Origin of the sequence: Sporosarcina gallistercoris, from assembly GCF_050459885.1 — a bacterium.
GTDB classification, from domain to species: domain Bacteria; phylum Bacillota; class Bacilli; order Bacillales_A; family Planococcaceae; genus Sporosarcina; species Sporosarcina gallistercoris_A.
On the sequence record NZ_JBCMNO010000018.1, the window covers coordinates 245633 to 258347 of the forward strand.

The window sequence follows — 12715 nt, forward strand, 5'->3', positions numbered from 1 at the left end:
TACATCCATATGTTACCAGTCGGTTGAAGTTGACGCAATACTTTTTAAAATGAAACATCCAGTCCTCCATCGCCAACATTGTCCTCACAACTGATGTCAAGATCTATATGATTGCCGTTAGCATCCCTCTACATCTTATTTTCGCTTATCAAAATTCAATAAGTGCAATTTTATTAGACGAGTGCTACGATTATGCAAGGTGTGTCGCACAATTCAGACATAATCTCCGGGAATCGAATTCCAATCGCTAATGCTCTTAATTATCTTGCAATTACACACTCGACTTGGAAGGTGAAAGTAATCGAATACATACAATTGGAACATGAACTAAACAGAATATCCAACGACGCAGCAGGAGACGTCTCGCTGTACGCAAAAACTCCTGATGGAACGATTGCAATACGGCCGAATGAAGTGATCAGGTCAGCAAGCATTTTGAAAGTTCCGGTTGCCATGGCGTGTCTCGCCGCTGCGGATCGTGGCGAAATCGACTTGGACACACTACTAAAGATCGTTGAACCTGTGGGCGGTTCGGGTGTTTTAGCGTATTTGACCGGGGTCGAAGACATTACGTTGCGCGATGCCCTAACCTTATCCATCATCGTGTCCGACAATACGGCAGCTAACCTCGTCATCGACCACATTGGTCTGGAGTGCATCCAGTCGTTTTTCAGACAAGTCGGCGTTGAGCATTCCCTAGTAAGCCGGAAATTCATGGACTATGATGCCTTGGCAAAGGGATTCGATAATGTCGCTACGGCGAGAGAAATGGTACTCTTCCTACAGTGCTTAGACCCCGCTAGTGAATTTCTGTCACTTACTAGCAAACAACTATTGAAAATGATCATGCGCGATCAGCAATTGATCGATAAGCTTCCAGCCTATCAGCCGATTTTCAATGAGACACTGATTATCGGAAACAAAACCGGCAGCCTTCCAGGAATCGAGCATGACATCGCATATTTTGAAAAGGACAATAGACGTGTCGATATCGCAGTGCTCACGTCAAACTGGGTTCATAACCACGATGGCCAGAAAACGATTGCAGCGATTGGCCAAGCAGTCATTGAATATCTGTGAGGAGAGGTTTAATTTGATGTAAATCAAAAAGCCCCTATCACCAAATCGTCTTTGGTAATTGGGACTTCTTTTGTCTAATGCGTTAAGATTTCACTGTAACTGCTTTACCTACTTTACTTTCCTTATACTCTTTAGCGTACTCAGCTGTAGCTGTGAACAGTACGTCAGTTGATGAATTCAGTGCAGTTTCACAAGAGTCTTGAACGACTCCGATGATGAAGCCTACTCCCACAACTTGCATAGCAATTTCGTTCGGGACTCCAAATAAACTGCATGCAAGCGGTATCAAAAGAAGTGAACCACCCGCCACACCTGATGCACCCGCTGCAGAAACTGCCGCTATTACAGATAACAGAAGTGCAGTCATGAAGTCAACTTCAATGCCAAGCGTGTGAACTGCCGCAAGAGTGAGGACAGCAATGGTAACGGCTGCACCCGCCATATTGATTGTGGCGCCTAGCGGAATGGAGACCGCATACGTATCTTCATCCAAACCGAGCTCTTCACATAATTTCATATTTACAGGAATATTTGCTGCTGAACTTCGAGTAAAGAAGGCAGTGAGACCGCTTTCTTTTAAAACCTTGAACACCAATGGATAAGGATTCCTGCGTATATAGATATATACGATCAATGGATTCATAACAAGTGCGATAAACAACATACATCCAACTAAAATGGCAACTAATTTACCGTACACGAGCAGAGCGGAAAGACCAGTCGTCACAATCGCATCAAAAACAAGTCCCATAATACCAATCGGAGCTAGATTGATGACCCATTGTACGACTTTTGTAATCGCATCTGAGAAACTGCCTAATACGTCTTTCGTTGTTTGACTTGCACTTTTTAATGCAAGACCAAGAACAACCGCCCACAATAAGATACCTAAATAGTTAGCATTCAGTAGCGCATCTACAGGATTGGAGACCATATTGAATAGTAAGGTTTTGAGAACTTCGACAATCCCCTCTGGCGGAGTAAGTCCTTCGGCTCCTTTAGTTAACGTCAATGTCACCGGGAATATGAAACTTACAGCCACAGCGACACCCCCTGCAAGAAGCGTACCAATTGCATATAGAGCAAGCACCGTTTTCATGTTCGTTTTCGTTCCTCGCTTATGTGCAGCAAGTGCGTACATCACTAAAAATAAGACTAAAACAGGTGCCACCGCTTTTAAAGCACCTACAAACAGTGTACCAAATATAGTGACCCCGCTTGCAGCTGTAGGAAGCGTCAAGGCTAAGATGATACCGACAATAATACCAAGTGCAATTCTTTTTACTAGACTGATTTGATTCCACTTAACGAATGCATTCTTCATGATTTTCCCCCTGACACTCATTTTTATAAATATCTGTATGACAATATGTGCAATCCCTTTTTTCAGTTTGGTAAGCAGCTGTGATCTTCAACTGAAATTAACTGATAATTTATATTAACACATAGTTTCAGAATTAGTAAATACTTTTTTAATATCAGAAAATATCCAAGACCCTTGCCCCCTTCTCTATCCATAGTTTTAAAGCACTGAGATTCATAGAAATTATATACATTGGAATTACTATGTAATTATTAGTAATTTCAGTATCCACTCTCCATAATGATCCCTCTTATTCTATACCATGCCCAAATCGCGACAGGACTCTTGTATCCCATTCCTACGAATCCGCTAAGATAGAAGTAATGAGCAATTAGGTGTGTGAGTGACGGAAAAGTTAAAAAACTTATTGGACTTGCAGCCATCAAACTATTTTTCACCTTTACGACATGGGCGCTGACGTCATCCTATATGGAAGATTACAATTTCATCTCGGTAGAGCCCGAGAATGTAACGGTTATTGAAAACTCGGGTGCAAAGGGGTTGTTCACACCGCCTTCTCATATGGAAGGAAAAGTGAAAAAGGTGGGCCCCCTACAATCATGCGAATTTCTTAGACCCCCCGGAGAGTACTTACTGGTTAAGCGGACCTATTTAAACAACTCATTCTGAACACCGATATAATGACTGTTCGATAAAAATCTATGAAGCGGAGTGATGATTTTGCACATTCAAAATGATAGGTACGCCGGAAACACTCAAGAGTTGCCCACTATAACAAAGAAGAATCATGCCTCCCCTACTATCACCAAAATCCATACGGATCAGAAAGATACCATCCAACTACCAGGGGCGAACAAAATGTCTGGGAGTATTCTTAGCTTAGACAAAGGAACTGCTGCCCTTACGACGTTATATGTAGACAATGCTACTTTTCAAAAGATAGCAACTTATACGACCAACCATCCGGATAACCAATGGAGCGAGCTTGGCAAAGATGGAGATAAGCGTTGGATTGTAGTGAATGGACAACGATTTGAGTCCCCTTTGAGCGAGGAGGAAAAGGCAATGATGAAGAGAGCGCAAATGACACTCGGAGATTACTTGGATGAAGCGGAAGAATACAAAGAGGAAACTAAGCCTGAAAACAAGGTGACATTAGACTTCACAAGCAAAGACGTCGTCAATGTGTCTATTGAAAACCCTAAACTAGCGTCTTTGCTTAAGAACGAAAAAGTGATGGATATGCTGAAAGATATTTCCAAAGGCTCATTTGGTAAGCTTTCGATTTCATTCTGACACCGATGATATACACCAGTGTACGATGCCGTAGAGAGCGCTTATTTGAACTACGTGTTTAACTTGATCTGGTTAAGGGAAAACTCTTCAAGTTAGTAGTTTTGAAAAGCGAGGGAGTTTACAATACATAAATACATAAAATTTTTCAGTATCATCATTCTTATAGGAATTGCCCATAACTGCACTCAGTTCGCTTATGCGGGTGAGACGACAGGTACCATCAGCGTAGTGTCATTCGATGGGTTAGGTTATATGGACGCCCAGCACTATATGAATAAAGGAATTATGCCTAACTTGCAGGAGTTTCAACAGGAAGCAGCCTATGCCACAGATTTCGTCACTGTAATGCCCTCCCTGACCGCACCATCGCATGCAGCCATGGCGACAGGTGCTCGACCAGCAGCAACTGGCATCGTCAGCAATGAATTTCATAGTCAGGGAAAAAAACTCAAAGACGATCAAAGTGGGTTTTCTCAGACGCTTGGAGTGACACCGATTTGGAAAGAGGCAAAAAACCAGGGAAAGGTTACAGCAACTGTGGCTTTCCCTGACTCTAATCCGAATAATTCTTCTTCTTCTGCTACATATGCGGTTTACTCCGGTGGAACGTTGGCCGAATCCGCCCTTCATGATTTGAAATTTTCATCAGTAAAAGATGAACGAGCCCGCCACCTATTTTCAAAATCAATAGAAGCTGAAGAAGCCGTAGTTACATTGGATATTAAAGACTATCCCACTCAGCAACTATTCGTGCTGAGAACAGTTGAAAAACAACCGAAGCTTTATATTTCCACAGATCCAAACAATGTCGGGGAAGAGATCTCAGTGGACGACTGGAATGCTGTCGTCTTGGATATACCCTATTTCGATAGCTCCGGATTATATATCAAGCTAAAAGGAGATATCTCGAAAAAAGAGGGCCTTCAAATGTTCCAAGGGACGGTGATGGGTGGAATCTACCGCGGTCGGGATGATTTTTCGAAAAAAATTGAATCGGAATTCGGATTTTATCCGGCTGCTGATGAATTAAAAGCATTTTCTTCCGGAACAATCACTAGAGAAGAATATGAACAGGCTGGAGAACGGTTTACCGATTGGGTGACCGATGTCAGTTTGTACATTAAATATACATATCGACCTGATTTGCTGTTTTACTATTATCCTACTGTGGATACGGAACTCCATGAATTTTTGTTGAGAGAACCTGCACAGCCTGGCTATGATCTGGCAGCAGTCCAGGAGAAAGAGAAGTATGTGAGTTGGGCATTCGGACAAGTAGACAAGGTTATCGGGAGTATAAAACGCAATCAGAAATCTGACGATCATTTACTGCTCATCTCAGATCACGGACTGGAGCCGATTCATACTCGGTTGTCACCGAATGTGGAACTCGAAAAAGCAGGTCTTCTAGTGAAAGATAAGGAGGGCAAGATCGATTCGTCCAAAACAAAAGCTTACGCTGAAGCGAGTGGGACGCTTGCTCATATTTATGTAAACTTAAAAGGCAGGGAAAAACAAGGGATTGTGGAGCCTTCGGAGTTCGATCAAGTGACTCAGGAAATTGTATCAGCATTCACAAATCGACCCGTTTTCTCCCCTCTCTATCGTGACCCTCGTAAAGCAGCAAATCCAGTGTTCAAATGGCTGAACGGAAAAAAAGATACTGTTTACAAAGGCAAAGCCTACCCGAATTTGACCATGTTTTCTTCAGATCAGGAGGAAGTCACACCATACGAGGTAATCTGGTCAGATAAAGACGATGAATATGCATCCATAAGTAATGGAAATAGCGGAGATGTTTTTTTGTCTGCCGCTCCCGGTTTTTTGATGGGGAAAGACGCAAACATTTCTTTATGAACCAACGCTGGACCTGGGCAGTCATGGCGGAAATCCAGAGCGCCCGAGACTACGCCCGATATTGTTTGCATCAGGCCCTCGGATTTCAGCTGGTGAATTGAACTACAGAATTACAATGACAGATATTGCTCCCAGTTTATATGAGTTATTGGATTTACAAGCACCTGATTTTGTAGAGGGACAACCAATTTGGACAACGAAATAGTATCTGTGCTGCAAACTCTCATGATGGTTCAACCATTCATGATTGTTTCCTGCACAGGTTTTTTATTCGTTATGGGAATGTATTACAATTGAATACGGAACTCAAGACCTGTAGGTTTCTCTTTGAAGTGGTCTTTATATTCTTTAAATGTTAAGTCAATGCCAGAAAAATCATCTGGTAACGGAGGAGAAACAATATAATTATAATGGTAATATCCTGTCGAGCCCCCTCCGCTTTCCATTCGGCAATCGTATGATTCGCCTACAGACAATTCGAAGTTATCATGATCAAGTTCGTGTGGATGATCATTTGTACCATCCCAATCGATATTGAGGTTCACGACGCTAGCATTCTCGAACTGCCTAATAAAAGTTACAGAATATAAACGCTCATCTTTTTCAACTGATTGTAAAACAGGTAAGTGCTTTCTAAATCCAATTGGTTCCACACGCGGTTTAAATAAATCTTCCATTTTCAGCGTTCCGAATATCGAACTTAAAAAGTCTTCGTAGAGCTCGTACTTATCAGCCAAATTAGCGATCATTTCATCCGACGGATAACCCGGATTATTATTCGAGAGATCCTTACGTTGTTTTAATAAAGCACAAATCTGTTCATCAATCGGATACAAATGTTCATCATAAAAGTTTTTTGGACGTTCAAAAGGTATTTTTTCCATCAGTCTTTACTCCTCAATTTTTAATTAATTTCCATCTCTCCATACTTTAACTACAGTGACAAATATCGAATAGCAGGAGTACTATTTAAGCTACCAGAATCTGAAAAGCAAATCTTTCATCTCATCAAAAATATCCCCTTTTCACAGGGTGTACAAAAAGAAAAAATCAGCTCACCTAAGCGGAAACCTCCTCTTCCCAAACGGAATTTAGCAGACCTTTCAGGTCGACGTTATTCACTAGTTCGATTTTTGTGTTTCCAAGCTGTTTGGCGCGATTAGTGAAATCTGATATCAACTGGTCATCTTTAGCAATGGCGATGACTTGGACAGAGTCAATGACTAAAAGTGAAAGACTACAGGAGCTCTCCATGAAATCTTTGTAATTTTTTATTTTTCTTACTACGTTTAAGGATGGAAACACTTTTAAGTCAGCAACTATCATATTCTGCTGGCCAGAGACTAAATGAGTAATGAATTCTAGTCCACCCATAATATTACTTGCAGTAAAAACCGAGTTCCAGCAAAGTATGATTCCCCGTGACCCATTCTCCAATAACAAGAAGGATCAGTAATGCCATTCAGAATCTCGTACAGCTGATCTCCAAGTTCGTGGCGGATATCAAATACCACACATCCCCACAGTGCCTCCTCTTATCGCAATATTGGATATTTATGTCTTCCGACTTTGAATTAGGTGTGTTATCTTTTCTTCCGAATCTAGTTATCTCTGACTATGTGTCGTTAGGGATTGTGATCCAAAGATTCATGAAGCAAGAAACTTTCGGTCAATTCAATCCCCCTCTATTAGTTGGGGACTATTCGACTCTCAACTCCACAAATACGCGAGTGCGGCGATGCCTATGGAGAGAAAAAAGACTCCGAGAAACACTTCACCATAATAGGTTTTCGGTCCTTGATCCTCCGCCTTGTTTTTCCGCCAGCCGATAAACATCCCAATAAGTGTGCCTATTGCACCGTATCTTAGGACTTCCACGACGTAGTCATAAATAGGCAAGTAGGTGATGATGGTCAAATCCCCCTCATAAGTCGTAGCCGTATAGTTCGCCAGCAGCAGACCAAGTGCTATAGAAATGATGAACCCATACAATGCTCCGTTTCGGATTCGCTTGTTCATAAGATGGTCTCCTTTCTTCTTGAATCCAGACTATAAGATTTAGTTTATTCCATAAATTTTTCATATCTTCATCATACAGCATTTGGAAACTATTCGGAATACATACTTCCACTCTTTTCTCACAGGCCAGATAGACAATTGCCCCCATTCCGGTTAGTGGCTCATTACAATCTATATCTAGTGTTGGCGGCAGCTGATAGTTTTGATGGGAAACCAAAAAGTCCAGTTCTGTTTTAACGATCAACAGAATTGGACTTTTAGTTTTCTATTTTAATTTTTGTTGATCTTTGCACCAGCTACATAAATTATCAGGATTTCACAAACCAGGCTTTATCGAAGCTCAGTGAATGCGAAAAACAGAGTTATTAATAAATGCCAGTGCAGCTACAATTCATGAGCGGGATGGCTCATCTTCTACTTTATTTCCAATAACTTTGTCCCTTCCAGCTGACAAGCCGACTATCAGGATGACGACAGCCAACACAATCAGCATGATTAGAGGGATCGTCCAACTATCTGTCATATCGTGTAAAGCACCAAATACGATTGGACCTGTAGCTGCAAGTAAATAACCGAATGATTGCGCCATACCTGACATATCCGATGCTTCTACAGCATTGCTTGTTCTCAGGCTGAAGAACATCATCGATAAGCTGAATGCGCTCCCTGCACCGATACCAATCATAATGACTGCCACCGGCATGAGCGATTGTTTTCCAAGTAAAACGCCTGAAATACCGAGTATGAACAGAGCTGCAGTCGCGGCACTTAGCAGAGTCTGGTTTTTCATACGTTCGGCTAGGATTGGAATAATGAAGTTAAATGGAAGAATGGCGATCTGCATTAAAAATAGCATCCACCCTGCTCCACTCATACTATACCCCATACCTTGCAGGATTTCGGGTAACCATGTCACTAACGTATAAAAAATAAGAGACTGCAATCCCATGAATAACGTAATCGACCACGCAAGCGGCGATCGCACTAACGACAATTTCTCGTTGGGAGCTGCCTTTGAATAGGCGATTGGCTCTTTTGCCTTTTTCAGTTGGGGGGACCAAATAACAATCGCTATGAAGACCGGGATCGACCAAAATGCGAGAGATCCTTTCCAGCCGATATCACCGATCGATGATAAGGGGACACTTAAGCCCGACCCAAGTGCTGCAAATATGTTCATGAACACGCCATACATTCCGGTCATGATGCCCACTTTCAATGGGAAGTTCAATTTGATGAATCCCGGAAGCAGGACGTTGCCAAATGAAATGGCCACGCCAATTAATATCGTTCCTGCAAAAAGCGCAACGGTTCCAAACGATGAACGTAAAACAATACCAATGGCTAATACAATCAATGATAGGAAAATCGTCCGTTCCATCGTTATTTTGTGCGCTATTTTTGGAGCAAACGGGGAAAGGAGGGCAAATGCGAGCAAAGGAAGTGTCGTAATCGTTCCTGCCAACGCATGATTCAACTCCAAGTCCGTTCGTATCGTTGTGATTAAGGAACCGATTGACGTAAGGGGTGATCTCAAATTGATGGCAATTAAGATCACTCCGATCATTAAGAACCATTTCTTCTTAGTTTCTGTTGCTGTTTGATGTGATAATGAATCTTTTTGCAAATTCAGTCCTCCTGTATGAGCTCTATCTTCTCTCTAAAGCCGTTTATGTAGGTGTTCACGTGACTAATAGCTGCCTGCACGTCTTGCTTTTTGATGGCTTCAAGTAGTTCGTAATGAATTTCTCCGTTATAACTAAAGTCTTCGGCCGCCATCATCACTTCTTCAATGGAAGAGCGCAGCGGTTCCGTTATATGCTCATATATACGCTCTAACATCGTATTATGTGATGCTTTCACCATGGATTTATGGAATAGGATGTCGGCTTGTAAAAATTCTTGTACATCCCCTTTTTCAGATGCCGATCTGCACATCTGGATCGACTTGGTCATCGCTTCTATATCGCTCTCATCACGACGGATTGCTGCTAGTTGGGCCGCTTCCCTTTCTAATGCTAGGCGCACCTCCAACGTCTCCATCACACTCGACTTTTCAATTTGCCTATGGATAGCTACTCCAAAAGCACTTGATGATTTCACAACAGTTCCGCTTCCCTGCTTGGACTCAAGTAACCCGGCATGAACTAACCCGCCTACCGCTTCCCTTAGTGTGTTTCGACTCACGCCAAACTCTTTCATTAACTGCGTCTCAGCAGGCAATCGATCACCGATTTTCCAATGGCCGTTTTCAATCAGCTGTTCCATTTGAATCACGACTTGTTCCACTAAGGACAGCCGTTCTGTTTTTTTCAGCAAGAGAGCACCTCCAAAGTGAGTTTAAAAAGTTGTAGGATGATTGGACATAAGAAATATATCATGAAAATAGGTAGATGTAAATGTGAGGCGCATCCCAGCTTGTCTGAGAAATAAAAAAGAATAAAAAGATAGTTCAGTATCGCTGTGTTCGTTTTGATTTTGACCCACTGACTCTTGGTGAAAACTAAATTTCATTACTAAAAACAGGAATATATAACTATCCTTTTTCCTATGCTCACATTTTACGATATCTTATCCAGCGTGCTAAAATAAAATGAATTTATATCCAAAGAGGAAGTGTGAACCGTACAAGAAGTCCGACATTAGCTGTACACTCATTGCATAATTACGAAGTTGATTTGAAAATCAAGCAAATGAAGAGGTGTTCGAAGTTGATAGCGGAAAATAGAGAGCAAACGATTTTTAATCATGTTGGAAAGAAAATACAGACAGATAGAGAAATAGAAATAATAGCGAAAATCGAGGAACCAATGATCGTCGTATTAGACAACCTGTTAAGTAACGAAGAGTGCGATGAACTGATCCGATTGGCGACAGACAAGATGAAACGTTCAAAAATCGGTACGACGCGTGAAGAAAACGAGTTGAGAACGAGCAGCAGTATGTTTATAGAAGAAAGCGAGAACGTAATTGTCGCGAGAATTGAAAAAAGAATTGAAGCGGTGATGAATATCCCGATTGAGCATGGGGAAGGTCTTCAGGTCCTCCGCTATACGCCGGGTCAAGAATACAGGGCACATCATGATTTCTTCTCGGCGAAGAGTCGTGTAACAAACAACCGGATCAGTACGCTAGTCATGTATTTGAATGATGTCGAGCAAGGCGGAGAAACGTTCTTCCCCCACCTGAACTTTACTGTCTCACCACGAAAAGGAACAGCCGTCTACTTTGAATATTTCTATAATGATGCATCGCTGAACGATTTAACGCTGCACGGCGGGGCTCCTGTGGAAATCGGGGAAAAGTGGGTAGCGACGCAATGGATGAGGAAGCAACGGGTTAGATGATTGGGTTGATTCTATATAGTTTAGTTTTTCTTTGATTTATCTGAATAGTGGAACTACCATTCATTTAACCAGGAGAACAACCGCTTTCTATATCGTAGGACAGTCAACCCAGTCTCAACTAAAAAAGGCCGCGCGCGGCGAACAGTTGAACAAACATGTAAAAAGTAATCACCCTGCTACTTGCACATCAGCAGCGGATGATTACTTTTTTGTGTTAGTTTATAGAGTACTTATTGCTTCACACATTCACTCTTTCCTACTCGAAAATATCTTATTTCCTTCCATTCGTAAGTGTCTAAAGCGACCCGATTGAAGCCGAAGTTATAAAGGGTTTTTCATCAATTGAACAGAGGATGCACCAGTCTTTCCCGGTCGCTGAAAAACTGTTCCATGATTGAATAGTGAGAGGTGTCTTCCGATTCAACTTTCACATTCCGTCATCTTCAAGCTGATAGATTATAGAATCCGGATACGCCATTAGAGTTGATGATCAGATGGCCGTCGATGGGCTCTGAGTCCAATTCTTTAATGCGTGTAGTAATATTGTAAAACATCTCCGCACAAAAATTAACGAGTCGTCTGCCCGATGCACGCCTTTAACTAACAGGAGATACTTATGCAGATTGAAATGCGAATCATAGCTCGAAAATTTAAAATCCCGCGTGTCGCACTACGGATCGAGCCTGAGGTTGATAGCAATCGCCTCATGATGTTCCTTTTGTACTCACCAATTCCGAACACTACATCAGCGAAAATGACAATGTTAACATCACACTCTATCTACACACGGACTCAACACATTGGATGTAACTTTCCCTTTGTCATGCCGTCTACTAGGCAGAGGAGTGATGATATGAAAAGACTGACACTGTTTTTCATAATGAGTGTGATCGTAGTTATGGCTGGCTGTTCTTCTGATAAAAGTAATACGGCGGAACCACATTCAGAATTGGCTCAATTAGTGGCTTCCGAAAAAACATTGCCGAGCAATTTTGAAAGCCTTAGCAATCGATCCGAACCAAAAGGGATTCAAGCTGAGCTTGTGAAAACACAGGATGTATACGAGGATTCTTGGAAAGAGTTTCAACTGGAAGGCACGATTCCTGAAGTTGATTTCAATAAAAATGACGTCTTATTTATAGGCATGATGGAGTCAAGCAGCTGCCCGTATATTGTCGATTCACTTATGGCTAACGCAGCAGAAAGCCAGTTAACGATTACTTTTGAAAAGCTGAATGATGCCTGTACAGCAGACCTGTCTCCGCGCAACTTCGTAATTGCGATTGATAAAAAACTATCTACCGAGTTAACGTCCTTCAAGATCGTGACGGGACAAGAAGATACTGAAGTCCCGATTTTAGTGAAATCGGTTGAGTATGACGATTGAAAGCCAACGTAACATAAAGAGAACTGCATTGAAATTTGCTACAAGATGTTCACCTCAACAAGCATTCGATCGTAAGACCATTTCCTTGTATCTGTCAACTAAATCCGAAAGCTATGATATGATTGAATGACAATTCAATAGAAACTGAACACTAGGGGTGCCTGTAGGCTGAGAGGACATGATTTCCGACCCTTTGAACCTGATCCGATTCATATCGGCGTAGGGAAGTGTCGGATACTCTTTGTTGCCGACCACTTTCTTCAAGTGGTCTCAGACTGTAGACAAAAGGGGTGGAAATCGAAATGATTTCCACCCCTTTTGTTTTTTGAGCGTATAAATCTGCAACTGGTCAAGACCCGTTGATTTCCGTTCCGGGCGGACGCTTTCCAGGGGGCTTGCCCTCAG

General features: G+C 42.0%; 12 protein-coding genes and 1 riboswitch. Of the genes, 6 read left to right on the forward strand and 6 right to left on the reverse strand.

Annotation, left to right across the window (positions count from 1 at the left end):
- The first annotated feature begins 291 nt into the window (after window positions 1-291).
- Entirely contained in the window at window positions 292-1080 is a 789-nt protein-coding gene (locus ABE021_RS11805; protein ID WP_430288894.1) for a serine hydrolase, read from the forward strand.
- A gap of 82 nt (window positions 1081-1162) precedes the next feature.
- On the opposite strand, the gene sstT is transcribed toward ABE021_RS11805, so the two are convergent.
- Window positions 1163-2404 (reverse strand): serine/threonine transporter SstT, encoded by a 1242-nt coding sequence (gene sstT, locus ABE021_RS11810; RefSeq protein ID WP_430288895.1) that lies wholly within the window; start codon window positions 2402-2404, stop codon window positions 1163-1165.
- Window positions 2405-2782: 378 nt separating this feature from the next.
- Between sstT and ABE021_RS11815 the strand changes: the two genes are divergently transcribed.
- The 3 genes from ABE021_RS11815 (at window position 2783) to ABE021_RS11825 (ending at window position 5557) form a co-directional block, all read left to right on the forward strand.
- Window positions 2783-3073 (forward strand): hypothetical protein, encoded by a 291-nt coding sequence (locus ABE021_RS11815; protein ID WP_430288896.1) that lies wholly within the window; start codon window positions 2783-2785, stop codon window positions 3071-3073.
- A 189-nt stretch (window positions 3074-3262) separates the two neighbouring features.
- Window positions 3263-3700, forward strand: a complete 438-nt coding sequence (locus tag ABE021_RS11820) for a hypothetical protein (protein ID WP_430288898.1) — start codon at window positions 3263-3265, stop codon at window positions 3698-3700.
- A 228-nt stretch (window positions 3701-3928) separates the two neighbouring features.
- Window positions 3929-5557, forward strand: coding sequence for an alkaline phosphatase family protein (locus tag ABE021_RS11825; RefSeq protein ID WP_430288899.1), 1629 nt, complete (start codon window positions 3929-3931; stop codon window positions 5555-5557).
- 287 nt (window positions 5558-5844) lie between these two features.
- On the opposite strand, the gene ABE021_RS11830 is transcribed toward ABE021_RS11825, so the two are convergent.
- The 5 genes from ABE021_RS11830 to ABE021_RS11850 form a co-directional block, all read right to left on the reverse strand.
- The gene (locus ABE021_RS11830) at window positions 5845-6441 is read right to left on the reverse strand and encodes a hypothetical protein (protein ID WP_430288901.1); all 597 of its coding nucleotides are present in this window, start codon (window positions 6439-6441) and stop codon (window positions 5845-5847) included.
- 175 nt (window positions 6442-6616) lie between these two features.
- A complete protein-coding gene (locus ABE021_RS11835) occupies window positions 6617-7000 on the reverse strand; it encodes a DUF2691 family protein (RefSeq protein ID WP_430288902.1) in 384 nt (127 codons plus the stop codon).
- Between the two features lie 267 nt (window positions 7001-7267).
- Window positions 7268-7576 (reverse strand): hypothetical protein, encoded by a 309-nt coding sequence (locus tag ABE021_RS11840; RefSeq protein ID WP_430288903.1) that lies wholly within the window; start codon window positions 7574-7576, stop codon window positions 7268-7270.
- A gap of 391 nt (window positions 7577-7967) precedes the next feature.
- Window positions 7968-9143, reverse strand: a complete 1176-nt coding sequence (locus ABE021_RS11845; RefSeq protein ID WP_430288944.1) for a CynX/NimT family MFS transporter — start codon at window positions 9141-9143, stop codon at window positions 7968-7970.
- Window positions 9144-9205: 62 nt separating this feature from the next.
- A complete protein-coding gene (locus ABE021_RS11850; protein ID WP_430288904.1) occupies window positions 9206-9895 on the reverse strand; it encodes a FadR/GntR family transcriptional regulator in 690 nt (229 codons plus the stop codon).
- A gap of 374 nt (window positions 9896-10269) precedes the next feature.
- Here ABE021_RS11850 and ABE021_RS11855 point away from each other — a divergent pair, with 374 nt between their 5' ends.
- Window positions 10270-10923, forward strand: a complete 654-nt coding sequence (locus tag ABE021_RS11855) for a 2OG-Fe(II) oxygenase (protein ID WP_430288945.1) — start codon at window positions 10270-10272, stop codon at window positions 10921-10923.
- Window positions 10924-11776: 853 nt separating this feature from the next.
- Window positions 11777-12310 carry a hypothetical protein gene (locus tag ABE021_RS11860; protein WP_430288906.1) on the forward strand — a complete coding sequence of 178 codons (534 nt, stop codon included), beginning with the start codon at window positions 11777-11779 and terminating at the stop codon, window positions 12308-12310.
- Between the two features lie 143 nt (window positions 12311-12453).
- Window positions 12454-12553, forward strand: a riboswitch (TPP riboswitch).
- Window positions 12554-12715 lie beyond the last annotated feature (162 nt).

What these genes read in the sequence shown, in the direction of transcription:
- ABE021_RS11855 (WP_430288945.1), top strand. Translation starts at nt 10,270, where the DNA reads ATGAAGAGGTGTTCGAAGTTGATAGCGGAAAATAGAGAGCAAACGATT.
- ABE021_RS11860 (WP_430288906.1), top strand. Translation starts at nt 11,777, where the DNA reads ATGAAAAGACTGACACTGTTTTTCATAATGAGTGTGATCGTAGTTATG.
- ABE021_RS11845 (WP_430288944.1), bottom strand. Translation starts at nt 9,143, where the DNA reads ATGATCGGAGTGATCTTAATTGCCATCAATTTGAGATCACCCCTTACG.
- ABE021_RS11820 (WP_430288898.1), top strand. Translation starts at nt 3,263, where the DNA reads ATGTCTGGGAGTATTCTTAGCTTAGACAAAGGAACTGCTGCCCTTACG.
- ABE021_RS11840 (WP_430288903.1), bottom strand. Translation starts at nt 7,576, where the DNA reads ATGAACAAGCGAATCCGAAACGGAGCATTGTATGGGTTCATCATTTCT.
- sstT (WP_430288895.1), bottom strand. Translation starts at nt 2,404, where the DNA reads ATGAAGAATGCATTCGTTAAGTGGAATCAAATCAGTCTAGTAAAAAGA.
- ABE021_RS11830 (WP_430288901.1), bottom strand. Translation starts at nt 6,441, where the DNA reads ATGGAAAAAATACCTTTTGAACGTCCAAAAAACTTTTATGATGAACAT.